Source organism: Streptomyces sp. CB02414 (genome assembly GCF_001905385.1).
Taxonomy (GTDB): domain Bacteria; phylum Actinomycetota; class Actinomycetes; order Streptomycetales; family Streptomycetaceae; genus Streptomyces.
The window spans coordinates 928818-951933 of the sequence record NZ_LIPF01000002.1 but is presented as its reverse complement, the minus strand read 5'-3'; the positions used below and the strand labels follow the sequence as shown (position 1 = coordinate 951933).

Annotated in this window: 23 protein-coding genes; 10 read left to right on the top strand and 13 right to left on the bottom strand. The window is 69.3% G+C overall.

Features of this window, described 5'->3' with window-relative positions:
- Nucleotides 1-5: 5 nt before the first annotated feature.
- Nucleotides 6-1730, top strand: coding sequence for an ADP-ribosylglycohydrolase family protein (locus AMK11_RS10590; RefSeq protein WP_073725496.1), 1725 nt, complete (start codon nt 6-8; stop codon nt 1728-1730).
- A 33-nt stretch (nt 1731-1763) separates the two neighbouring features.
- Here the strand turns inward: AMK11_RS10590 and AMK11_RS10585 are convergent, their stop codons facing one another.
- The 7 genes from AMK11_RS10585 to AMK11_RS10555 all read right to left on the bottom strand — a co-directional run bounded on the left by AMK11_RS10585 (nt 1764) and on the right by AMK11_RS10555 (nt 8074).
- A complete protein-coding gene (locus tag AMK11_RS10585) occupies nt 1764-2807 on the bottom strand; it encodes a serine hydrolase domain-containing protein (RefSeq protein ID WP_073725494.1) in 1044 nt (347 codons plus the stop codon).
- A gap of 94 nt (nt 2808-2901) precedes the next feature.
- Complete coding sequence (locus AMK11_RS10580) at nt 2902-3990, bottom strand: glycosyltransferase family 4 protein (RefSeq protein WP_073725761.1); 1089 nt, start codon at nt 3988-3990, stop codon at nt 2902-2904.
- Nucleotides 3991-4013: 23 nt separating this feature from the next.
- Entirely contained in the window at nt 4014-4550 is a 537-nt protein-coding gene (locus AMK11_RS10575; protein ID WP_043381459.1) for a dCTP deaminase, read from the bottom strand.
- Nucleotides 4547-5086 carry a dCTP deaminase gene (gene dcd, locus AMK11_RS10570; protein WP_073725492.1) on the bottom strand — a complete coding sequence of 180 codons (540 nt, stop codon included), beginning with the start codon at nt 5084-5086 and terminating at the stop codon, nt 4547-4549. Before dcd ends, AMK11_RS10575 begins: the two co-directional genes overlap by 4 nt.
- On the bottom strand, nt 5083-6321 hold the full coding sequence (locus AMK11_RS10565; RefSeq protein ID WP_073725490.1) for a metallophosphoesterase: 1239 nt from the start codon (nt 6319-6321) through the stop codon (nt 5083-5085). Before AMK11_RS10565 ends, dcd begins: the two co-directional genes overlap by 4 nt.
- Nucleotides 6318-7634, bottom strand: a complete 1317-nt coding sequence (locus tag AMK11_RS10560; RefSeq protein ID WP_198941330.1) for a UDP-N-acetylglucosamine 1-carboxyvinyltransferase — start codon at nt 7632-7634, stop codon at nt 6318-6320. Before AMK11_RS10560 ends, AMK11_RS10565 begins: the two co-directional genes overlap by 4 nt.
- Nucleotides 7634-8074 carry an ATP-binding protein gene (locus tag AMK11_RS10555; protein WP_073725488.1) on the bottom strand — a complete coding sequence of 147 codons (441 nt, stop codon included), beginning with the start codon at nt 8072-8074 and terminating at the stop codon, nt 7634-7636. Before AMK11_RS10555 ends, AMK11_RS10560 begins: the two co-directional genes overlap by 1 nt.
- A 176-nt stretch (nt 8075-8250) precedes the next feature.
- Here AMK11_RS10555 and AMK11_RS10550 point away from each other — a divergent pair, with 176 nt between their 5' ends.
- Complete coding sequence (locus AMK11_RS10550; protein ID WP_198941329.1) at nt 8251-9522, top strand: helix-turn-helix domain-containing protein; 1272 nt, start codon at nt 8251-8253, stop codon at nt 9520-9522.
- Nucleotides 9519-10064: a flavoprotein gene (locus AMK11_RS10545; protein WP_073725486.1), complete on the top strand. Its 546-nt coding sequence runs from the start codon at nt 9519-9521 to the stop codon at nt 10062-10064. The genes AMK11_RS10550 and AMK11_RS10545 overlap by 4 nt, the downstream gene beginning before the upstream one ends.
- On the opposite strand, the gene AMK11_RS10540 is transcribed toward AMK11_RS10545, so the two are convergent.
- From AMK11_RS10540 to AMK11_RS10520, 5 genes are all read right to left on the bottom strand, one after another.
- The gene (locus AMK11_RS10540; RefSeq protein ID WP_073725484.1) at nt 10065-11780 is read right to left on the bottom strand and encodes a relaxase/mobilization nuclease domain-containing protein; all 1716 of its coding nucleotides are present in this window, start codon (nt 11778-11780) and stop codon (nt 10065-10067) included. It lies immediately after the preceding gene.
- Complete coding sequence (mobC, locus tag AMK11_RS10535; protein WP_043381443.1) at nt 11777-12295, bottom strand: plasmid mobilization relaxosome protein MobC; 519 nt, start codon at nt 12293-12295, stop codon at nt 11777-11779. Before mobC ends, AMK11_RS10540 begins: the two co-directional genes overlap by 4 nt.
- A 170-nt stretch (nt 12296-12465) precedes the next feature.
- The gene (locus tag AMK11_RS10530) at nt 12466-13275 is read right to left on the bottom strand and encodes a DUF2637 domain-containing protein (protein WP_079187377.1); all 810 of its coding nucleotides are present in this window, start codon (nt 13273-13275) and stop codon (nt 12466-12468) included.
- A gap of 207 nt (nt 13276-13482) precedes the next feature.
- Nucleotides 13483-14739 (bottom strand): DUF3631 domain-containing protein, encoded by a 1257-nt coding sequence (locus AMK11_RS10525; RefSeq protein WP_073725480.1) that lies wholly within the window; start codon nt 14737-14739, stop codon nt 13483-13485.
- A 145-nt stretch (nt 14740-14884) separates the two neighbouring features.
- The gene (locus tag AMK11_RS10520; protein WP_073725478.1) at nt 14885-15121 is read right to left on the bottom strand and encodes a helix-turn-helix transcriptional regulator; all 237 of its coding nucleotides are present in this window, start codon (nt 15119-15121) and stop codon (nt 14885-14887) included.
- Between the two features lie 449 nt (nt 15122-15570).
- Between AMK11_RS10520 and AMK11_RS10515 the strand changes: the two genes are divergently transcribed.
- Entirely contained in the window at nt 15571-15825 is a 255-nt protein-coding gene (locus tag AMK11_RS10515; RefSeq protein WP_073725476.1) for a helix-turn-helix domain-containing protein, read from the top strand.
- 1 nt (nt 15826) lies between these two features.
- Nucleotides 15827-17149 (top strand): tyrosine-type recombinase/integrase, encoded by a 1323-nt coding sequence (locus tag AMK11_RS10510; RefSeq protein ID WP_073725474.1) that lies wholly within the window; start codon nt 15827-15829, stop codon nt 17147-17149.
- A 67-nt stretch (nt 17150-17216) separates the two neighbouring features.
- On the opposite strand, the gene AMK11_RS10505 is transcribed toward AMK11_RS10510, so the two are convergent.
- Nucleotides 17217-17843 carry a hypothetical protein gene (locus AMK11_RS10505; protein WP_198941328.1) on the bottom strand — a complete coding sequence of 209 codons (627 nt, stop codon included), beginning with the start codon at nt 17841-17843 and terminating at the stop codon, nt 17217-17219.
- A gap of 342 nt (nt 17844-18185) precedes the next feature.
- Here AMK11_RS10505 and hemL point away from each other — a divergent pair, with 342 nt between their 5' ends.
- The 5 genes from hemL to AMK11_RS10475 all read left to right on the top strand — a co-directional run bounded on the left by hemL (nt 18186) and on the right by AMK11_RS10475 (nt 23114).
- Nucleotides 18186-19502, top strand: a complete 1317-nt coding sequence (hemL, locus tag AMK11_RS10495; RefSeq protein WP_073725472.1) for a glutamate-1-semialdehyde 2,1-aminomutase — start codon at nt 18186-18188, stop codon at nt 19500-19502.
- 41 nt (nt 19503-19543) lie between these two features.
- Nucleotides 19544-20194 carry a histidine phosphatase family protein gene (locus AMK11_RS10490; RefSeq protein ID WP_073725751.1) on the top strand — a complete coding sequence of 217 codons (651 nt, stop codon included), beginning with the start codon at nt 19544-19546 and terminating at the stop codon, nt 20192-20194.
- Between the two features lie 120 nt (nt 20195-20314).
- Nucleotides 20315-21616: a hypothetical protein gene (locus AMK11_RS10485; protein WP_079187339.1), complete on the top strand. Its 1302-nt coding sequence runs from the start codon at nt 20315-20317 to the stop codon at nt 21614-21616.
- Between the two features lie 66 nt (nt 21617-21682).
- Nucleotides 21683-22342, top strand: a complete 660-nt coding sequence (locus AMK11_RS10480) for a TlpA family protein disulfide reductase (protein WP_073725470.1) — start codon at nt 21683-21685, stop codon at nt 22340-22342.
- 1 nt (nt 22343) lies between these two features.
- Nucleotides 22344-23114 carry a cytochrome c biogenesis CcdA family protein gene (locus tag AMK11_RS10475; RefSeq protein ID WP_073725468.1) on the top strand — a complete coding sequence of 257 codons (771 nt, stop codon included), beginning with the start codon at nt 22344-22346 and terminating at the stop codon, nt 23112-23114.
- Nucleotides 23115-23116: the final 2 nt, after the last annotated feature.

Here is a 23116-nt window from a genome sequence, read left to right as displayed (position 1 = left end):
GCGGCATGCTGCTAGGAGCAGCCGTCGGAGACGCCATGGGCTGGCCCTACGAGCGGCGGGACCGGACTCGCTCACTTCCGCCACTCAGCCAGGTCGCGGGTCGGTTTTTCGCCTGGCAGCGAACGGCAAGCAGCCGTTTCCGCCCGATCCTTGAGGACATCGGACCAGGCGAGTACAGCGACGACACACAGATGCTCATCGCCGTGGCTCGTGCTCGCCTCACTGCAGGAGACGACTGGCTTACCTGGTTGCAACGAGTCGAGTGGCCCTTCCTCCTCGATTACGAACGTGGTGCCGGGGCCAGCGTCAAGCGTGCCTGCCGCGCCTGGGAGAAGCATGAATCGGCCTGGGGCAAGAGGGCCGACGACCAGGAAAAGTACTTCAGTAGCGGGGCCAACGGCGCGGCCATGCGCATCGCGCCGCACGTCATAGTCCACCACGAGGGTTCCTTCGGCGACCTGGCGCACGACGTGGTCCGCGACGCCGCGACGACACACGGGCACCCGCGAGCCCTGCTGGGTGCCTTGGTGCATGCCTATGCCCTGTGGACCAGTTTGCGGCAACCTGCGCCATTGGCTTACGGCTGGCTCGTCGAAGCAACACTGGACGGTCTGAAGGACTGGCGGGAACCGGTGTGGCAGGGGCTGGACAGAAACTGGTTGGATGCCGCTGCGAAGGCGTTCCCCGGCGGCTACGAACAAGGCTGGGATGACGCCGTGCGGGAGGTGGAGGATCTCCTCACCAGCGCACGGTCCTCACTGAACAGCGGCGCGCTGAGTGCGCCCTCCGCCTTTCTCGAGCAACACGGCCTCACTCGGCCGAAGACGCGTGGGTCGGGGACGTTGTGCGCGGTGGCAGCCATTTACCTCGCGGCCCGTTCGGCCGCCAGCCCGGAGCGTGGCATCGGTGTCCCCGCGCGCCAGGAGGGCGCGGACACGGACACACTGGCATCTATGGCCGCCAGCCTGCTCGGCGCAGGTCTGGGCCAGGAATGGCTGGGCTCGTTCGGGCGAACTGTTCAGGATGCGGCCCTGCTCGTCACGCTGGCCGAGAATCTGCTCACTCCTGTCTCTCCGATCCTGTCCCTGCCTTCTCGCGCCGCGGCTGGCGAAGCTCGGTCGCGGTTCATCGAGAAGCTCGACAAGGCCGACAGCCGAGCTGATCTGCTGCTCCCGGACCGGCGCCAAGCACGCGTGGTCGCAGCTGGCACGCTGACGTCCGGCAAGTGGACGGCGCGACGTACACATATCGTCACCACGGACGGTCAGAATCTTTTCTTTATCCGCGGGATCCAGCGGGCGAATGCGGAATCGGAAGGTGTCGAGGAAGCCCCTCGTACCGATGCGGAGCCGGCTGACGAGCATCGATCGGTCTGGCCACCGAACCAGGTCCGGCTCCAAGGTGCCTATCTGCCCGTCGCCGACATCGGGCGCGTGACGGCGGCCATGTCCGCCCTCGGTTTGAGCGCGCACCGCCGCGGAAGCGACTGGGTCTCTTATGAGAATCTCGTGATCAGGCAGGCACACACCAGCAAAGTCGCTACGGGCGTTCCAGGCGTCCAACTTCGGGTTGCCATCGACGATGTCCAAGCGGCTTGGGAGCGTCTGCGCAGGCTGGGGTTCGACGGAGCAGTGCAACGTGAGGGCGGCGCCCTCTGGGCACAGATCGACCCGTACCTGATCGTCGCCGTCAACAACGCCGAGCCGCCCGCTCGCCCAACCCTGCAGTAGACCCGGCCGGACGCGATGGGTTGCTTTGCCACGTCAGTTCAAGGCGAGCCCACGGAAGGTGTTGCGAACCTCGGTCAACGGGCCACGTTCCCTTGTGTAGTAGAGCTTGTTGGTCAGGAGTACCGCCCAGCGGCACTTGGTGGGGGAAATCCACATGCCTGTGCCGGTGAAGCCGTAGTGGACCCAGACGTCTTCGTCGGCGGTCGTGCCGGGAGCGGGGTGCCAGAACAGGCCGCGAGCAGGTTGGAGCCGGCCCGTCTGGATTGTCAGGGAGCGGGTGATCCATTCGCTCCCGAAACCAGCCCGGAACTGGGAAGCGGCAGGGGCGAGCATGTACCGGAGGAAGGCGGCGAGGTCGTCGAGGACGGTGAAGGCGCCGGCGATGCCGCAGACGCCGCCCAGAAGGCGGGCAGAGAAGTCGTGGGCGACTCCCTTGAGGTGGGTGTCGGTGTCCTGGTCGAGTTCGGTGGGTGCGCAGCGGGCGGCGAGGTCGGCGGGCAGGGGGCCGAAGCGGGTGCCGGTCATGCCCAGCGGGTGCCAGGTGCGGGCGGTGGCCAGCTGGTCCAAGGGGCTGCCGGAGAGGTGTTCGGCGAGGTAGCCGAGGATGAGGGCGGCTCGGTCGGTGTACTCGACGGCTTCGCCGGGTGCCCGGTGGAGTGCCTCGTGCAGTACTCCGCGGCGGATGTCGTCCGGGTTGGTGCCGTAGAGGTTCTTCAGCTGGGCTCGCAGTGGGACGCCGGCGGTGTGCGTCAGCAGATGCCGGGTGGTGACGGCTCCGAGTGGGTGCCCGGTGACCTCCTGCCAGAAGCTGCCGAGCGGCTGGTCGAGGTCGAGGGTTCCGTCCTCGTACAGAGCGCCGACGGAGGACCAGACGGCCAGGATCTTGGTGAGGCTGGCGGCGTCGAAGACGGTTTCGGCGCGCATCGGCACGTCCGGCTCGTCGGGGTCGAGGACGCCGGTGGCACCCTGGTCGAGGATGCCGGTGGCATCGCCGAGGGCCCACACGGCGCCCGGGTACACCTTGTCGCGGACCCCCTCGTCGAGTAGGGCTTCGATGCGGTCGCGGTCGTACGTCATGGTCTCCCTCTTCGCCGGGGTGTCCCGTCGGTCAGCGTAGTGACGTTCGCGGAGCGGTTCGGGTAGTGACGTGTCGGGGCGTCTGACGGTCGGTTCAGGTGAGCTGTCGGCCGAGGTCGGTCAGGGATCGTGCGGTTGCCGAGAGGGGGTAGCGGGCCGCATTGGCATAGCCCGCCTGGCGCAGGGCGGACAGCAACCCAGGGGTCTTCATCAGCCGGTCGAGATCCCGTGCGAGGGCGGCGGAGTGGGTGAAGTCGGTGGTCATACCGGAAGCGGCGAGCGCCTCGCTGAGGCCGGGGACAGGCTGGTAAAGGACGGGGAGCCCGCACGCTTGGGCTTCCAGCGCGACCAGTCCCATGGCCTCCAGGGTGGTGGACGGCACGACCAGCACATCGTGTTCGGTGAAGGCTTTCCACAGCTGTGGGCGGCGTAGCCAGCCGAGGTAGCGGACTCGTACGCCGGCTCGTTGCAGCAGCGGGGCCAGTGCGTGGAACTGGGCTCTGGGCGCGGCGACGCTCAGCTCGACACCGGGCACCGGGGCCAGACTCTTGATCAGGGCCTCACCACCCTTTTCGGCGGTCAGGCGTCCTGCGTACAGGAGCCGCAGGTGGCTGCTGGAGGTGCGTGCCGGCCGGGCGGGTGGGGCGGTGAGCAGGTGGTCGGGGATGCCCCAGGGGATGTGGGTGATCTTGCGGCGTTCGATCTGCGGGGCGAGCTTGAGGAGGCGGTCGGCCATTGCGTTGGTCGGGACCACGATGGCGTCGGCGGCCCTGGCTGTTTCGCGCAGCACTTGGAGCTGGTCTCGGTGGGTCTCGGCGAAGAGCAGGTCCGTGCCGTGGACGAGGGCGATCCGAGGATGCGTCGGCAGAGCGCGGATGAGGGCAGGAGTGGCGCCGAATGCGAGGTGCTGCAAGTGGAGGACGCCGATCTGCGTGGGATCGAGTATGGCTGTGAGCGCTCTGCGCAGGGTGGCGACGTAGCGGCTGAAGGCCGTTCCTTCCAGACATTTGCCTGCTACGGGGAGCACGCTGAGTCCGGCGGGTGGCCGAGGAGCGTGACCAGGTGGTGCGAGCATGAAGGCGCGGGCCGGGATGAGGGGTTGTCGGCCGGTGTAGAGGTCGAGGAAGAGCTCGACGCTGCCGCCGGGGCTTCCAACGGGGAGGTCCAGGAAGGTGGCAGCCATCGGGCCGGTGGCCGAGCGAGCGTTCACCGCGTGCCTCCGTCGATCTCCTCGTAGAGGCGCGAGACGTCGATACCTTCCGTGGACGCGTACTTGGCGGGCTGATGCTGGTAGCTGGCCGGGGCGCCGAAGGCAGTGAGGAAGACGAGCTTGCCGAAGGTCATGCCCGGATACACGCGCACCGGTCGCGTGGCGCGGATCTCCAGCGTCCAGCGGATCGCATGGCCCTGGTGTCCGAGCGGAGCCGAGACGTGAACCCAGATGCCCAGGGACCCGGTGGCGCGGTCGCCGTTCAGTAGCTGCGCGTACGTCTCCGAACCGGTCCGCTCCAGCGTAATGCCGAGGTAGAGCAGGTCAGGGCGCAGTACGAGGCCGGTGTCGGGGATGGGCTGCTCGCTGAAGGCGGTGGGGGTCGCGGCGTCGAGGTCGCCGTCGCAGACGCGGATCGTGTCCCCGAGCCGCCAGTCGTAGGCGTTGGGGGAGAGGCGGCTGGGTTCGTACGGGTCGATGGTGATCTCGTCGGCCTGGACGGCGGCGGCGATGGCAGGGCCGGTGAGGATCACGATGCCACTGCCCGGAGTCGGGCGAGGTCTCGCCAGTAGGCGGAGGGCTGCGGTCCTGCGGCGGCCTGGTACTTGCCGCGGTAGAGGTCGATGGCGCCGGTGGAGACGAAGAACATGATCTGCCCGATCTTCATGCCCTCGTATACGCGCAGCGGTCGGATCGGGGTGAGCATGAGCGTCCACTGGCCGTGAAAGCCGATGTCGCCGATGGGGGCGGTGATCTCGACGAACAGGCCGAGGCGTCCGACGGAGGAACGACCGAACAGCAGTGGCACGAAGGTGTCGGAGCCGACCTCTTCGAGGGTGTGGCCGAGGTAGAGCTCGCCTGGCTGGAGGATGTGCCCGTCCGAGCCGATGCTGGTTGCGTTTGTGGGGTTGGGCCGGTGTGGGTCCAGGACCGTGCTCGTGTAGGTGATCAGGGTGGGGCCCAGACGCACGTTGTAGCTGTTGGGGTTGACCTGGTCGGCGGCGAACGGGGTGATGCGGAGGCGGCCGTCGTGAGCGGCAGCGGTGATCTCCGGGCCGGTGAGGATCATTCGCTGTCTCCTTCCGCGGTGTCGGGAGCGGTGAGGACGTGCTGGACGGCCTGGTCCAGGCGCAGGCCGGCCTCGTGTGTGCGTCCGCCGAGGTAGGTGTCGGCGAGGTAGTCGGTGGTCAGCACGGTGGTGATGGCGTCCGGCAGGGGATAGGGGGCCGTGACGAGCGGACCGGACTGGGCGGTCAGATCTGACAGCAGGCCACGGAGGTCGCTGCGTGCCGGCTCAGGTACGTGGGCGTGCACCAGCTGGTTGGCGAACGGCTCGATGGAGAGCAGGTCGCCCTGGGTGAGTGTGTCGCCGAGCGGGACGGCACGTAGTGCCGTCTCGTTGAGGATGACCGTGTCTGACCCGAGTGCCGCACGCAGGCGGGCGGTGAGCTCCATGAGCAGGCTGCGCCGGTCGAGGGGCTGGTGGCGGTACGCCGGACTGATCGGGCCGAGGACGGCGGCCAGCTGCTGCTTGACGTTTTCGATGAGGGAGCGCAGATCCTCAAGCTCCATGGGAAAGCGGCTCGGGACCCGATTTGGGAAGGATGTAGTGCCGGCACCCCATCCCGTGCCTACGGGTGTCGCGATCGCATAGCCGTCGGCGAGTTCCCGACCCTTGGTGACCAGGGTGCCGTCGACTCGGACCGGTCCGTACTGATTGCTATGGCAGTGCCCGGCGAAGACCACGTCGAGGGACGGACAGGCTGCCGCGAGTTTCCGGTCCTCGTCGAAGCCGGAATGACTGAGCAGGATCCAGCTGTCCACCTCGTGATGGTGGGCGAGAATCACCTCGCGCAGGGACGGCAGGGGATCGGTGACGCATTGGCCGGCTCGCTGGGCAGCCGGGATCGAGTGGAAGGCTTGCCGGCCGATCACAGCGGTTACGCCGACGCGCCGTCCATCGATGTCGGCGATGTACAGGCGGCGGAACAGAGCGTCGCCGGTGTTGGCATCCACGGCATTGGCGCAGACAGTGCGCCGGTGAAGGTCGGGTTCGAAGTAGTGGGGCCAGCCGTGGTTGCCGGGGGCCAGCACGTCGTACAGCCTGAGCAGGATCCCCCGCTCGATCGTGCCGCGGGCGAGGCGGTAGTACCCGCTGCCTTCGAAGAAGTCGCCGCAGTCCACGATGAGGGAAGTCGGCCGCAGCGAGTGGAGGTGGGTCAGGAACGGCGCGGCGTTGTCGAAGGCGGAGTGGACGTCCGTTGTGGCAACGATCTGGCGCAGGTTGCGCCCGTCGGTGGTCATGGGGTGACCTCGCAGATGTCGGCGCCCAGGCTGTGGAGCTTGCCGGGCAGGTCAGCGTGGCCGCGACGGAGTTGGTCGAGGCCGCCGAGGGTGGTGACGCCGTGGGCGGTGAGGCCGGCGACCATGAGGGCGGATCCGGTTCGGATGTCGGTGGCCTCCACGCCCGTTCCGGTCAGCCGTTGCGGACCGGTAAGGCGGCACTCGGTCGAGGAGATTTCCTCGATATCCGCCCCGAGGCGGGCCAACTGCGGCAGAAGATTGCCGTGGCGACCTGGGTTGATGGCGTCGGCGAACAGGTGGGTACCTGGTAGGCCGAGGGCCAGTGCCATGAGTGGTGGTTCGAAGTCGGCGTCCAAGCCGCCCGGGCTGAGCGAGGCAGTGGCCCGTAAGGGGCGGCTGGCCAAGCGTCCGTCCTGGGCGTTCACGGTGAGAGTGTCCGCCTCGCTGACGGTGGAGATGCCCAGTCGGTGCAGGGCGGCCACGAGGGGGTCCAGGTCGTCGGCTCGCGCGCCTCGGATGCGCGCGCTTCCGCCGGTGGTGGCGACTGCGCAGGCGAGTGTCCCTGCCTCCACCTTGTCTCCCGGCACTACCCATGCGGCGTCGCTCGGTGCCGAGAGGGGCGGCGAGAGGGCGAGCAGGCGCTCGCCGGCCCGGGTTTCCCAGCCCGCCGCCTGCAGGGCCTCCAGCACATACAGCACTTCCGGCGAGAGATTGGGCTCGCCCAGCCGCAGAGGCTGGCCGGTGGTGACGGCTCGAAGCAGGGCGGCCACGGTCGCCCCGCGCGAGCGGAACGGCAGCACCAGGGACACCGTGCCATAGCGACGTCTGGCGGCCTCGACGCGATATCCGGAGTCATCCAAGACACTCCGGTCGCCGAACGCCTCGTACACCTTGAAGTGCAGATCCATCCCGCGTGCGCCGATCCGGCAGCCTCCCGGCCACGGCAGCCGTGCCTCTCCGTGCCGGGCGAGCAGGGCCGGCACCAGGTAGTACGAGGCACGGATACGCGCGGCCTGGGGCAGGTGGGGGCGCACGGGCTGGTTTTCAGTCGGCAGAATCACCGCCGCAGTCGGCTTCCCGACCGGCTGCACTACGTGCCAGCCCGACTCTTGGAGCAGCGCGAGCATGGTCTGCACGTCCGTGTTGGCAGGGATGTTGTTCAGCCTCACCGGACAGCCGAGGGCAGCCGCGGCGGCCACCAGCGGGAGCGCCGCGTTCTTGGAGCCGTCGACAGTCACAGTGCCGGTGAGTGGTGGGCCCGGACGAACGGCGATCACCTCGGCGGCCACGCCGGGGACGCGAGTGGTCGTCATCAGCAACTCCTCTGTGCAACAAGGGAGGACGCGATCGGATGTTCCGGATTGGTGGGCAGTGCGATCTCGGCCCAGCAGCACTTCCCGACCGCCGTCGGCTCGACGCCGTATCGATCCGCGAGCGCGGCCACGAGGAACAGACCTCGGCCGCTCTCGCTACACGGATCCGGGAGACCCGGCCGGGGCAGCTCCGGGCAGTCGTCGCAGACTTCGATCCGCAGTGACTGCTCGTCGAGACGGACGGACAGGGAGACCGGGCCGGCTTCGGCATGCCGGACCGCGTTGGTGACGAACTCACTGATCACGAGCTCGGCGGTGTGCACTACCTCGTTGCCCAGCACCGTGTCCCAGCCCTCTATCGCGTCCACGGCCCGGTGCCGGGCGGCGGTGACCGCGCTCGGTGTGGCGGATACGGAGAGTGCGAACGGGTGCGCTTTCACGAGCTGCCTCCAGGGTCGGTGCGGCTGCTCCAGGCAACCGCTCCGGAGGCAAGCGGGACCATGCCGTGTGCCGGGGCCGCATCACTTATGCAGGAGCTGCATCGCGGCCAATCGATGCTCGGTTACGCTCGGTTGAGCAGGCAGGATCGGCGACGGCAGAAGGGGCCGTGGCGCAGATGGCCGACGCACAGAGTGAAGCCGGACGGATCGGCGAAGTCATCCGTCAGGCACGCGTATTACAGCGGCGCTCGCAGAAGGACGTTGCCACCGCACTGGGCTACCACCAGTCGAAGGTGAGCCGCCTGGAGAACGGCAGGGGCACGGAGGACGTGCGCGTGCTGCGCGAGATCGCGAAGGTACTGGACATCCCACCGCAACGTCTCGGCCTCGCCGCTGCCCCCGACGCCAGCCCCAGCGACCCCGGAACCGAGGACATGCACCGCCGCACCTTCCTTGCCGCGAGCGTCGCCGCGCTCGCGGCAACGCCGACGCCAACCGTGGCGCACCACGACCTGATCCAGGTCCTGCTGCCGGGACCGAGCCCCGCCGCCACCGGTGACTCCTCCGGTATCGACGAGCTGCGGGAGCGAGCGCGGACCGTGCGCCGGCTGTTCTGCACGTGCGACTACGCGAAACTGGAGCAGGCCCTGCCGGGCCTGATCGCTGACCTGCGCCAGGTCACCGGCGGCTCCTCCGGTTCGGCGGAGGCGTCCGGGTTGCTCGCGACTGCCTACCAGACGTCGGTGAGCCTGTTGCTGAAGCGAGCCGACCAGGGCAACGCCTGGCTCGCGGCCGGCCGCGCCATGGCCGAGGCGGAAAGGTCCGGGGACCCTGTCGTCCTCGCCGCCAGCGTCCGCGTTCACGCTCACGTGCTCGTACGGGAGAAGCACACAGCCCAAGCCGTGAACATGGTGCGTCACACCGTCGACCAGCTCAGCGGCTCCTACGACCAACGCTCGCCCCGATATCTGGCGGCGGTCGGCCTGCTGCTGCTCCGCGGAGCAACCGCCGCCAGCAGAAACGGCGACCGCGAAACCACCCACGACTTCCTCACCGAGGCCAAAGAGGTGGCCCGCTACGTCGCATTCGACAGGCCGGACGCCTGGGCGAACTTCAGCCCGACCAACGTAGCCCTGCACGAGATCAGCGCGGCTGTCTCATTCGGCGACGCCGGAATCGCCCTCCAAACCGCTCGCCCCCTCATGCGGCGGCACATCCCCGTCCCCGAGCGACGAGCCGCGCTCTGGGTGGAGGCCGCCCGCGCCTACAGTCAGCAGGGCAGACTCGCCGACGGCTACCAGGCCCTGCGCATCGCCGAGAGCTGCGCGGCACAGGACGTCCGCCGCCCGGCCGTACGCGAACTGGTCGCCGACATGGCAGCCCGTGACCGTCGCCGGGCGCTGCCCGAGCTCCACCACTTCAGCCGCCAACTGGGAGTGCCCGCGTGAGTGACCAGCACGACAAGCCGTTCCTCCAGATCGTGGTCTGCGCGGCCGGGGTCGCCGCCGACGTCGGCCGGCTGATCACGGCAGCACAGGAACGGCACTGGGACGTCGGCGTCGTAGCCACCCCGCAAGGAGTCGGCTTCCTTGATGCCGAGGCGGTCGAGGCCCGGACCGGCCGCCCCATCCGCTCGGCCTGGCGGTCACCGGGCGAGCCACGCCCGAGCCGGCCTGCGGATGCGATCGCGGTCGCCCCGGCCACCTTCAACACGGTCAACAAGTGGGCCGCCGGGATCTCGGACAATCTCGCGCTGGGCATCCTGTGCGAGGCGCCCGCCATGGGTGTACCGGTTGCCGTGCTGCCGTACCTGAACTCCGCCCAAGCCGCCCATCCTGCGTACCGCCGGAGTCTGGACCTGCTGCGAGAGATGGGCGTCCTGATCGGCTCCTACGAGCCTCACCGGCCGAAGGCGGGCGGCGGGGCCGACCGCTACCGCTGGGAGGAAGTGCTGGAGCTGCTTGCCCCGAGGCTGTCCGCGCGGTCGTGATCAGCGCCGATGTGCTCGCGGCTGCGGGGGCGAGACGGTGGTTGCCTCGTGGGCCAGAGAGCCGGGTGTCCCATTGGGCCGTGCTGCGCTGTGGGCCTGTACTGCACGGGCGCGTGCGTTGGGCGTCGGCCGTGCGCTGAAGCGTTGAACTCGCCATGCCAACGTCCCTGCGGGGGAGCGGGCGTCATCCAGGGCACGTTGGTCGGCGGCCTGCCTGAGGAGGCGCTCAGGGTCGTACCCAAGCGCTTCCGCTTCGGCGAGTGCGGCAGTGAGGGCAGCAATCGAGGGATCTGCGAGGACGTGCTCCGAGTGCTCGGGTACGGCCCGACGGATGTGGTGGATGTGCCGGTCCCCAGTCGGTTGTGGCGGTCGGCGCCGGATGAGGGCGGTCAGGGGCGCGGTTGCTGCCTGGTCGTAGGCGGCTTGTAGGTGGAGCAGGGTCTGCTGGGCTGCGGCGACCTGCTGGTCGTGGTGGCGGAGCTGGTGCCAGCGGGAGACTGCGATGGTGACCAGGATCGCGGCATCGAGGAGCATCGCCAGCGCTGTACCGTCGCTTGGTGCGGGCTCGCGGAGCATCGCACGTGTGGCGCTTCGCAGGGCACGGGCGTGGTGGTGTTCGGCCTGAATACGGGAGCGCGTGGCGCGCTCGAAGGCGGAAGAGGCTTCACGGAGCTGGGCGCGGATGGGTGCGGGAGCGAGGAGGGGCAGGACGTCGAGGGCTTCACCGAAGGCGGCGAGGTGGGCCTGGGAGGCTCCATCGTCGTGACCGCTGAGGTGGTGCGGGATGCGCTCGGTAGCGGCAGTGGCCTGGTGCCAAGGGTTGGGAGAGCGAGGAGAGCGCCTGCTCGGCTGGTTGGCGGGCTCCGGATCGGTGGCCTCCAGGCGTGCTCGGATCCTGGGGAGGGACAGGTCCGGGGCGAGTGTGGAGCCGGAGTACCAGATGGGTTCCTTGCCGGCGGTGAGGTTGTCTTCGCTGGCGACCTTGTAGCCGCGTACGTCGCCGGAAGGGAAGTACACGGCTTCGACCAACACACCTTCGGTGCGGCTGAGCAGGCGGATGAACTCCTCGGTGCTGGTGGAGGCGGCCACGGCAGTGCGGACGATGGTGCGCAGGCGTTCACGAGCCGACTTGTCCCGGCCTTGGCGGTGTGCCTTTTCCTGCTCGGCGCGAGTGGAGCGTCTGGCGGCGGTGCGGTCTCCCCGGACGACTTGAAGGAGTCCGTACTCCTTTTCGATGGTGGCGAGTTCGCGGTCCGCGGTGAGGTAGTCGTTCCAGTGGCGGGCGGGGCGGAGGTCGCCGCGGACCTTGGTTGCGGCGATGTGGATGTGGTCGGGGGCGTGACGGACGGCGACCCAGCGGCAGCCGTCCGGGTCGTCTTGTGGCGCTATGCCGGTGGCGGCCACGACGCGGCGGGCTATGTCGGCCCACTCCTCGTCGCTGAGGTGCCGGTCGGTTGTGGCGGCGCGGAGGGAACAGTGCCAGACGTGCCGCTCGGGTGCGCGGCCAAGTCGGCGGGCTTGCTTGACGCGGAGGTCGAGGTCAGCCACGAGAAGCCGCTTTGTGGCGGTGAAGTCATTTGTGCGGCCGGGGTCGGGGGCGAAGCCGTCCCAGGAGGCGACGAGGTGGGGATCGGTGTGGTCTTTGGCCTTCATAGTGTCGAACAGGTAGCGGATCAGGCCGGCCGTGTCCTTTCCGCTGCTGATCTTGGCGATCACCGGGCGGCCTTGTTGATGACGGCCTGGTTTGCAGCCACGGCGATCTCGCTGATGGCCGCTCGAACCGCGCCCAGGGTGCGTTCGGCCTGAGCGAGGACGGAGGTATCCCCGGGATGTGGATGACCGCCGGAGTTGAGCTTCCGGGCGATCTGGTTGGCGTTGTTGCCGATCTTGGCGACCTGTTCGCGCAGGGCGGTCAGCTCGTCGATGTAGTCGTCCAGCGGGGTGCGCTGGCCCGGAAGGGTGAGGTCGCCGTGGATGTGGGCCATGACGACGGCGCCGACGTAGTGGGCGCCGGCGATGTTGAGGGACCGGGCCTTGGCGAGGATGGTGCTCTTCTCTTCGACGCTGTAGCGCACATCGACGCGTTCCTTGCGCTGGGTGTCTTTGCGCTTGCGGCGGCGGGCGATGCGGTGCAGGGCGGCGGCTTCGGCGGCACGCGGCAGGACGACGGGCGTGGCCTGGACGCGTTGTCCCTCCTCGGGTGCCCCCTGGCTCCCGAGAGTCTCCGCCACCCCCGGGGCGGAACTCCCGTTGGACCGGCCCTTGGACGGTCCAACGGCATACCTTGCTGGCTGGGTGAGGCCCGTGGTCATCTCCAGCTGTCCGGACAGCGGCTCACTCCGCGATGCGCGCATCGGTCGGCCCTTCTCGAGGTTGAGGTGGGTGGAATTTGGCTGGACCTTCATGAAGAGGCGTGCTCACGCGTGCGGTCGAGTTCGGCCTGCAGGCGGCGCGTGATCTCGGTGAGGCGGTCTTTGCCGACGGGGTGGCCCTGGGCTCGGATCGCCGCTTCGACGTGGCGGCGGGAGATACGTCCTTGGCGGCCCAGGGGCGTGGCGCGGCCGAGAGCCAGGAGCGTTTCCGTGGAAGCGCTGGGCTGCCGACCCTTGATTGGGCTGTGGGGCTGACGCGCCTCCGCCACTTCGGCCGGAGGGTCCGCCACGTCCGCGATGTCCTCCGCCACAACTTCATGCCGTGCTTGTGCCGCGCCCTTCGAGGCATCGGCCGTGCCGCTGTCCGGAGCGGGCCGCAGCAAGTCCTCGACGTGAGCGTGGCGCTGAGCACTGACCGGTTCAGTCGAGTGCCGTCCAGTGGGGTGGCGGCGTATGACGAGATCCAGGTGGACGGCTCCGGCGAGCGCGAGCGGGGCGATGGCCGACAGGGCGCCGACCGTGACGTCGTCCAGGTGGAGCCCGGCGGCGTCGCTCTCCTGGTTGAGACGGACGGCGTGCAGGGCGTTCGCCCAGATGCTCGTAAGGGTGGCGATGCCGACGAGGGCCCAGACGTAGAGGCGAGAGCGCCAGGGGGCGGCGCGCAGGATGAGCAGGGCCGCGACGCCGATGGCGATGAACCCGTCGATCACGAGCGGGAAGGCGTACGTCAGCACTCCGCGGATGTGGATGGCCACTGCCATCTGCCGCAGGGCGTCGTACGAGAGGGCGAAGCCGATCGTGCCGACCAGAGCGACTCCCAGACGGATCGCGACGGTCATCATCGGTACTGGGGTCGCGGTGGTGCGTACGGGCAAGCGGGTGCTCCAAGCGGGGAGGGATGGTGGGCAAAGAGGTAGCGGACCCGTCGCACCCGTCGCACGGCTGGTCAGAGCAGGTACGGGTGATCGTCGTGGTACGAGACGACTCGTCGCAGCGACGACACCCGTCACGGGGTTGACCTGCGATGCGACGGGTGCGACGAGTCTTTACGGGTGCGGGTCCGGGCCGATCGGGGCGCTCTCGTCACCGTTCCCGGAGGCGGACTCCTCCGGGCAGTACCGCGCCCAGGCGTCGGTGAAGCGGAGGCGCGCGAAGCCCTTGGCCTGCCTGCCGCCCTCGAAGCGGAGGGTGGCGGCCTTGATGTCGAAGTCCTTCAAGAGGAGCCCAAGATGGCGTGGGCTGAGGCCGGTAGTGCCGTACTCGGCCCACGGAGCCTCCTGGTCCTTGAGGAGTTCCTCCAGCAGGTCTCGGGTGCGCATGATGTCCGGGTCGCCGCAGCGGGCGAAGGCGCGCCGGATGTCCTGCAGCAGGCGGGTCTTGAGGTTGGACTCGTCGTCCTTGTCCACCTCGGCGGCGCACATGGCCGCGCATGCAGCGCGCGCGTCCTCGGGCCAGGTGCCGCCGGCCAGCTCCGCGACGATCACGAGCGGTTCCCAGGTGTCCGCCGCGCGGTCCTGCACCGGCATCCGCGGTACCAGGTCCTCGGCGGTGTCCAGGAGCGGACGGAGCCACGCCTCCAAGCGGTCTCGCAGAGCGTGCAAGGCTGGGATGTCGCGGCGGGAGCGGAACTGTTCGACCCGCTCTCCGTCCTTGCGGCGCTGCATGCGAATCACCACCGCCCGGTCCATGACCGTGTCCGGCAGGGCGCCGATTCCGGCAAGCGCGGCCATCGCGAAGGTGGGGAACTTCCGCGTCTTGTGCTCGGGACCGGAGATCCGCAGGGCGGGCCGGTTGCGCTGATGGCCGGCGTTGAGCAGGCCGCGCAGTTCCTCGTTCTTCTCGGCGGCCTTGACGCTGCCGAAGATGGTGTCGGCCTCGTCCACCAGCAGAGTGGGCGGGTCGTCACCGATGGCGCGGAAGACGACAGCAGGGCTGGTGTTCACGGTGATCAGCGGGTCGTGCGCCGTCTCCGTGATCACGTCCAGCAGGCGGGACTTGCCGCACCGCTTCGCCGGCCCGACCACAGCCAGGCGCGGAGCGTGCTGCAGTGCGGGCTGGATGTGCGTGGCCGCCACCCACAGCGTGACGGCGGTCAGCGCCTCGCCACTTGGCAGGATCACGTACCGGGCGATCGCTGCGCGCAGCTCGTCCAGCAGGCCGGCGCCTTCGTTGGAGCTATCCGTCCGATCACGCTCGCTGGATGAGGGATCGGACGCCGGGCCCTGGCCGGGGATGGCCACGGGTGGCCAAGACGGGGTGACGGCGGGTGCGGTGGGGGCTGGAGAGGTCGTAGATTTGTCCACAGGCGTTCCTCCGGGTGAGTTCGGACGGGCAAGGTCCGGACTCACCGAGACAGATCGTTTTCTGGCAAGGGGCGATGTGGGAAGGGGCCGCGCGGCTCCCGGCGGTGGCTCGCCGGGAGCCGCTTCGCTTTCCCGTGTGGTGGCCTCAGACGGCGAGGTCGTACGCGGCCTGGGCGTTGAGCCAGGCGTCCACCTCGGCCCAGCGGTAGCGCAGGTGGCGACCGACCTTGTGCACGTTCGGGCCGATGCCCCGGTACTTCCACTGGTAGAGCGTCTTGACCGGCACCCCGAGGTACTCGGCGACTTCCGCCGGGGTGGCGAGGGGGCCGCGTCGGTTGGCGTCGGCAGTGGTGTGGTCAGGGCGAGGGGAAAGGCTCGGCATAGGGCTCCCTTTTCGGTTTCGGACAACTGCGTGGACAACACAGCCACACCCTGGGCGGAGAAGTCCAGAGTTGGTTCTAGAAGGCTCCAGAAGTTCCCGTTGGTGAGCGCGGGAGGCAATACCGTAAGGGCGAATTGGCGGTTGGCCAAAAAGTCGGCACCAGGGTGATGTGCTGTTCGTAAGGCCAGGTGGTGGCCCATCGTCGAGAGGTGCGGTCAGCTACACTGCGCTCGCTTTTCGGTGGGCGGAATCGGCGGCGCAGCCTCCCCGGTGCCGCGTGTCGTGCATTAGCCGACGCAATTGTTGATCCGGCCGGGTGCGACTTCTGTAGGGTTTAAGAACCAACTCTTGCCAAAGGCTTCGGCTGCAAGTTACAGCTACCTGTTATGGCAACTCGACCTCTCGAAATAGGCCCCGCCGGCTTGCATACCGCCCGCGCTATCGAGCGCATGCGGCTGGCGCTCGGCCTCACCCAGCATCAACTGGCTGCTCACTGCACCGCGATGGGCCGCCCGATGACCAACACCGCGCTCAGCCGCACCGAGCGCGCCCATCGACGTTGCGACATCGACGACCTCGTCGTGATCGCCGAAGCCCTCGGTGTTCGTGCGACGGCTCTGCTGCCTGTCGGGGGCTGCCCCGCCCACCCTCGCCACTCCGAAGCAGACCTCTGCTGCGGTGCCCAGGGGGCCCTCCTTGGCTGACGTGTACGACCGCTGGCACAAGTCCCATCCCAAGCCGGACGAGGCCCAGTGCAGCGAGCACAAGAGCCGCACCCGGCGGATGGTCCCGACCTCTGACCACGGGATCGGTAAGCGCTGGCAGGTCCGGTACCGGGACCTGGACAACCACCAGCGCAAGGAGAACTTCCACACGAGGGCCGAAGCCGACAAGCGGGCGGCCGAGGTCGACGTCGAGATCCGGAGCGGCAGCTACGTCGTTCCCGCCGAGACGAAGCAGACGCTCGGCGCCTACGCCCAGAAGTGGCTCGACGGGAACTCGGTAGGCCCGACGACGGCCCTCCGCTACGAGGCCACCGTCCGCAACCACATCGTCGCCCACCTCGGCCGGCGCGAGCTGCGGTCTTTGAACAGGCCGTCGGTCATTCAGGGCTGGATTCGCGCGCTGCAGGACGGCGGCTTCGAGGTGTCGACGATCCAGGGCATCTTCGACATCCTCTCCAGCATCCTGGGCATGGCCGTGGAGGACGGGCTGCTGCCGAAGAACCCGTGCAAGTCGAAGTCGGTCAAGCTGCCGACCGCGACCAAGAAGAAGATCGTCCCTTGGTCCCTGGAGCGTGTGCGTGCCGTCATCGCCGGGCTGCCCGAGCGCTTCCAGGCAGGCGGCAAGCTCGCCTTCGGGTGCGGCCTGCGCCAGGGGGAGGTCTTCGGATGCGCCGTCGAGGACATCGACTTCAGGGGCGGCTGGATCCACGTCAACCGCCAGGTGCGGCTCGTCGGCACGAAGCCGGTTTTCGCTCTGCCCAAGGGCAACCGGATCCGGTCAGTGCCGCTGTCGGCGCAGCTGGCCACTGCCCTCAAGGGTCACATGAGGCGATTCCCGCCCACGGCGGTCACGCTGCCCTGGGCGAAGCCCGACGGCGAGCCCAAGACCTTCCGGCTGCTTTTCGTCGACGAGAAGGGCCGAGCGTACAACCGCAGCGTCTTCAACATGGGCGCCTGGAAGCGAGCCCTGGTCGCCGCCGGCGTGATCCCTCCCCGCGAGCGCGGGGCGAGGTACCTCCAGGCGGCTCCTGAGGACGGCATGCACGCCCTCCGTCACGCGTATGCCTCCGTGCTCCTGGACGCGGGGGAGAGCATCAAGGCACTGTCCGAGTACCTCGGCCACTCAGACCCGGGCTTCACGCTCCAGACGTACACGCACCTGCTGCCGTCCAGCGAGAGCCGGACCCGCAAGGCGATCGACGACGCCTTCACCGGCGGGGAGCCGCCGGAAACCGGAGAGCCCCAGGGCACATCACCATCCCCAGCAAAACCAATGTGCCCTCAATGTGCCCTGGCCGCCTGACGGCCCCTCCCCGGCACGAAAAAGGGCGAGGCCCGAAGACCCCGCCCGACCGCTACAAAACCCCAGCTCAGGGCCACACCAAGCAGTACGGCTGATGCCCCGCCTCATGCAACCGATGGCTGAAGTCCTGCCACTCGTGCAGCAACTGGTACACGTTGAACGCGTCCCGCGGCCCGCCGCGGTCCGGGACCGTCGACCAGATGAAGGCCGCCGCGCCGACCGCCTCCTCGCCGATGCCGCGCAGGGGGTCGACGACGGTCATCGGGAGTTTCACGACCGCGTAGTCGGGGTGGAGGACGACCAGTTCCAGCGGGGGCACTCTGTGCAGGGGCACGCCCTCGATGCCGGTGAGGACCATCGCGGCCATGGTCTCCGGCTTGATCTTGGTGAACATGCCGTTCATCCCGAGCTCGTCGCCGCCCAGTTCCTCGGGGCGCATGGAGATCGGGACGCGGGCCGCGGTCGCGCCGTCGGGCGCGCCGAAGTACTTGTAGGTCACCCCCACCCGACCACCATTCCTGCTCCCCGCCCCCAGCCGGTCGGCCTGTCCGTCGAGCCGGTCCGGCTCGTCCGGGGTGCCGTGTGCCTGACGTGCTTCGGTCGATTCCGCCGCCTCGCGTCGGTGCCTTCCCCGCCGGGCACGTCGAGGACCCAGGTCGTCGGTCCCCTCGCCCAGTCCGCCACCGCGATGCATATCTCCACCCGACTGCTTTTCTAGGACGCGTGGCCCCCGCCGCGCAACCCGATCATCGTGTCAGTGACCTCCCCCACGGCCGCTCGCCGAAACGTGCGGTCGGACATATGCCCGGCGTACGTCCGTCGTACGTCCGTCGCATGTCCGTATCCCCGTCTGCGGGACGGCCGGCGGCCCCTCTCCGCGCCGCCCGTGTGAGCTGCGTGGACGGCCTCCAGTCTGGCAGACGGCACGGCGGTCGGGTGGGTTGTCTACCCTGAATGAGGTCACCCAGGGCAACCAGGGGCCGAGCAGGGTCCGAGAAGTCGGAGAAGGTCGAGAAGGTCGGAGAAGTCGCAGGTCATGAGCGAACTGGCATACCCATACGAAGCACCGGCCTCGCAGGCTCTGTTCGACCGCGCGGCGGCCGTGACGCCCGGCGGCGTGAACTCCCCGGTGCGGGCCTTCCGCGCCGTCGGCGGCACGCCCCGGTTCATGGTGTCCGGCACCGGCCCGTATCTGACGGACGCCGACGGGCGCGAGTACGTCGACCTCGTGTGCTCCTGGGGCCCGATGATCCTCGGGCACGCGCACCCCGAGGTGGTCGCCGCCGTGCAGGAGGCGGTCGCGCGCGGGACGTCCTTCGGCACGCCCGCCGAGGGGGAGGTCGCCCTCGCCGAGGCGATGGTGGAGCGGGTCGCGCCGCTGGAGGAGGTCCGGCTCGTGTCGAGCGGGACCGAGGCCACCATGTCGGCCATCAGGCTCGCCCGCGGGTTCACTCAGCGCACCAAGGTGATCAAGTTCGCCGGGTGTTACCACGGTCACGTCGACTCGCTGCTGGCCGCCGCCGGCTCCGGCCTCGCGACCTTCGCGCTGCCCGACACCCCGGGCGTCACGGGCGCCCAGGCGAGCGACACGATCGTGCTGCCGTACAACGACCTCGACGCCGTGCACGCCGCCTTCGCCGCCCACCCCGGTGAGATCGCCTGTGTGATCACCGAGGCCTCGCCCGGCAACATGGGCGTCGTGCCGCCGCTGCCCGGGTTCAACCAGGGGCTGAAGGACGCGTGCGCGGCCCACGGTGCGCTGTTCGTCTCCGACGAGGTCATGACCGGCTTCCGTACCAGCCGTGCCGGGTGGTACGGGGTGGAGGGCGTCGTTCCCGACCTCATGACCTTCGGGAAGGTCATGGGCGGTGGGTTCCCCGCCGCCGCGTTCGGGGGGCGCGCCGACGTCATGGCGCACCTCGCCCCGGCCGGGCCCGTCTACCAGGCCGGCACCCTCTCCGGGAACCCGGTCGCCACCGCCGCCGGTCTCGCCCAGCTGCGGCTCCTCGACGAGGCGGCGTACGACAGGATCAACGCCACCTCTCGCCGCATCCAGAGCCTCGTCACCGAGGCGCTCGGCAAGGAGGGCGTCGCGCACACCCTGCAGACCGCCTCCAACATGTTCTCCGTGTTCTTCACGGACGGTCCGGTGCGGAACTACGAGGACGCCAAGGCGCAGGAGTCCTTCCGCTACACCGCCTTCTTCCACTCGCTCCTCTCCCAGGGCGTCTACCTGCCGCCGTCGTCCTTCGAGTCCTGGTTCGTGTCCACCGCCCACGACGAGCGGGCCGTCCAGCGCATCGCCGACGCCCTCCCGGCGGCGGCCCGCGCGGCTGCGGAGGCGACGGCGTGAGCCACGGCACCGACGACCAGAGGCTGACCGTCGTCCACGTCATGCGGCACGGCGAGGTGGAGAACCCCACGGGTGTCCTGTACGGCCGCCTGCCCGGCTACCACCTCTCCGACCTGGGCCGGCGCATGGCCGACCGGGTCGCCGAGCACCTCGCCCCCCGCGACGTGACGTACGTCGTGGCCTCCCCGCTGGAGCGGGCGCAGGAGACGGCGACGCCGATCGCCAAGGCGCACGGACTCGACCTCGCCACCGACGCGCGGCTCATCGAGGCCGACAACGTCTTCCAGGGCAAGACCTTCGGCATCGGCGACGGCGCCCTGCGCCGGCCCGGCAACTGGCGGCACGTGGTCAACCCCTTCAAGCCGTCCTGGGGCGAGCCGTACGTCGACCAGGTGGTGCGGATGATGGGCGCGGTGGACGCGGCCAAGGAGCGGGCGCGCGGGCACGAGGCCGTGGTCGTCAGCCACCAGCTGCCGATCTGGATCCTGCGCTCGTACGTCGAGCGGCGGCGCCTGTGGCACGACCCGCGCAAGCGGCAGTGCACGCTGGCGTCCCTGACGACGTTCACGTACCGGGGCGACCGCATCGTCTCCGTCGGCTACACCGAGCCGGCCCGCGACCTCGTTCCCGCCCACCTCCTCGCCGGCGCCAAGCCGGTCAAGGGGCAGCAGGGCAAGGCGTACGGGGCCTGACCCCCCGCCTGCCCCCCGCCTGACTTCCCGTCACGCAATCCGCACAAATTTCCGGAACCCGCACGTTCGTCACGTCCTCTCACCTAGTGACCACCAGAGGACGTGACGAACGAGGTTGCGATGCGCACTTCCACCCGCACTCTCACCCGCAGGGGGATGCTCGGACTCGGCGCGGGGGCCGCGGCCGCCGTCGGGCTCGCGGGCTGCGGTACCGGCTCCCACCCGTCGTCGGACGGCTCGCACTCGGCCGGCGGTTCCGGGAAGCCGTCGCCTTCCGGCAGCGAGAAGGCCCCCGCCAAGCCCATCGGGGACGGTTCGACGTCGTACACCGGCAAGCAGCCCCACCAGCCGGACGCGCCCGTGCCGCTGGAGCCGGGGCAGACGCCGCCGCAGTTCGTCGTCTTCTCCTGGGACGGGGCGGGGGAGGTCGGCAACGGGCTCTTCCCGCGCTTCCTCGACCTCGCCCGGGAGCACGGCGCGCACATGACCTTCTTCCTCTCCGGGCTGTACCTGCTGCCCGAGTCGAAGAAGCGCCTCTACGACCCGCCGAACAACCCGCGCGGCGCCTCGGACATCGGCTACCTCACCGACGCCCACATCAAGGACACCCTCGCAGGCGTGCGCCGGGCCTGGCTGGACGGCCACGAGATCGGCACCCACTTCAACGGGCACTTCTGCGCGGGCGGCGGCAGCGTCGGCAACTGGACGCCGGCGCAGTGGCGCAGCGAGATCGACCAGGCGAAGTCCTTCGTCAAGGAGTGGAAGACCAACAGCGGCTGGACCGACCTGCCCGCCCTGCCCTTCGACTACGACAAGGAACTGGTCGGCGGCCGCACGCCCTGCCTCCTCGGCCAGGACAACCTGCTGCCCACCGCCCGCGAGCTGGGCTGGCGCTACGACGCCTCCTCGCCCGGCGGCCGTCAGGTGTGGCCGGCGAAGAAGGACGGTATCTGGGACCTGCCGTTGCAGCAGATACCTTTCCCCGGGCACTCCTTCGAGGTGCTCTCGATGGACTACAACATCCTCGCCAACCAGTCCGTCAACTCCACCAAGGCGCCCGCCCACAACTACCCCGGCTGGCGCGAACAGGCCACGAACGCCTACATATCCGGCTTCAAGCGGGCATACGAGACGAATCGGGCGCCTTTCTTCATCGGCAACCACTTCGAGGAGTGGAACGGCGGCATCTACATGGACGCCGTAGAGAACGTCCTCAAGCACATCGCCAGGGAAAGGGAGAAGGGCGAGGACATCCGGCTCGTCTCCTTCCGCCAGTTCACCGACTGGCTGGACGTGCAGAAGCCCGAGGTGCTCGCCAAGCTCCGGACCGTCGAGGTGGGGCAGCGGCCGGCCGGCGGCTGGAACGCCTTCCTCAAGGGGACCGCCACAGGTACCTCGACCCCCTCGGGAAACGCCGCCTGAAATGCGGGTTTCCGCCCGTGAGGGGGGTGCGCAAGATCCCCGGAACGGACATGCGAAACTTTTCACATGAGTGCCGCCAGCCGCGCCCCCCTGCGCTCGAACCGCTCGAACCGCACCGCCGTCCGCGTCCGCCGTCGCGCCGCGCTCGCCGCCGCAGCGGCGGTCTCGGCACTGCTCGTGACCGCGTGCGGCTCCGGCGGCACCTCGGGCGGCGGCGGCCAGACCGGCTTCGTCACCGGCTCGGACGGCATCTCCACCGTCAAGGAGGGTGAGCGGGCCGACGCCCCCGACCTGTCCGGCGAGACGGTCGACGGCGGGCAGGCCGACATCGACGACTACAAGGGCAAGGTCGTCGTCCTCAACGTGTGGGGCTCCTGGTGCCCGCCCTGCCGGGCCGAGGCCAAGAACTTCGAGACGGTCTACCAGGACGTCAAGGACCAGGGCGTCCAGTTCCTCGGCATCAACACCCGCGACACCTCCGTCGGCCCCGCGCGGGCCTTCGAGGAGGAGTTCGGGGTCAGCTACCCGAGCCTGTACGACCCGGCCGGCAAGCTCCTGCTCCGCTTCGAGAAGGGCACCCTCAACCCGCAGGCCATCCCCTCGACGCTGATCGTCGACCGGGAGGGCAAGGTCGCCGCGCGCACCCTCCAGGCGCTCAGCGAGGAGAAGCTCCGCAAGATGCTGGAGCCGTACCTGAAGGACTCCTCCGGCGGGTCGGAGAAGTGACGTGAACGCTCTGTCCACGCTCGCCGTGGCGGGCAGCAACGGCACGGTGCTCAACGGCGCCCTGCTGGTGGCCCTGCCCATCGCGCTGCTCGGCGGCCTCGTCTCCTTCTTCTCGCCCTGCGTCCTGCCGCTCGTCCCCGGCTACCTCTCCTACGTGACCGGCGTCACCGGCACCGACCTCCAGGAGGCCCGGCGCGGGCGGATGGTCGCCGGCGCCTCCCTCTTCGTCCTCGGTTTCACCGCCGTCTTCGTCTCCAGCGGCGCGCTGTTCGGCTACTTCGGTGAGACCCTCCAGGACAACCGGAGCGTCCTGAACAAGGTGCTCGGCGTCTTCATGATCCTCATGGGCGTCTTCTTCATGGGCCTGATGCCCTGGCTCACCCAGCGCGAGTTCCGCTTCCATCGCAAGCCGGTCAGCGGCCTGATCGGCGCCCCGGTGCTCGGCGCCCTGTTCGGCATCGGCTGGACACCCTGCATCGGCCCGACCCTCTCCTCGGTGCTGATCCTCTCCTCCCAGCAGGGCACGGCGGGCCGCGGCGCGATACTGACCGTCGCCTACTGCCTGGGCCTCGGCCTGCCCTTCGTGCTCGCCGCGATCGCCTTCCGCAAGGCGCTCGGCGCCTTCGGCTGGATCAAGCGCCACTATGTGTGGGTGCTGCGGATCGGCGGCGGCATGATGATCGCGACCGGCCTGCTGCTGCTGACCGGCGCCTGGGACAGCATCGTCCAGGACATGCAGACCTGGTCCAACGGCTTCACTGTAGGGATCTGAAC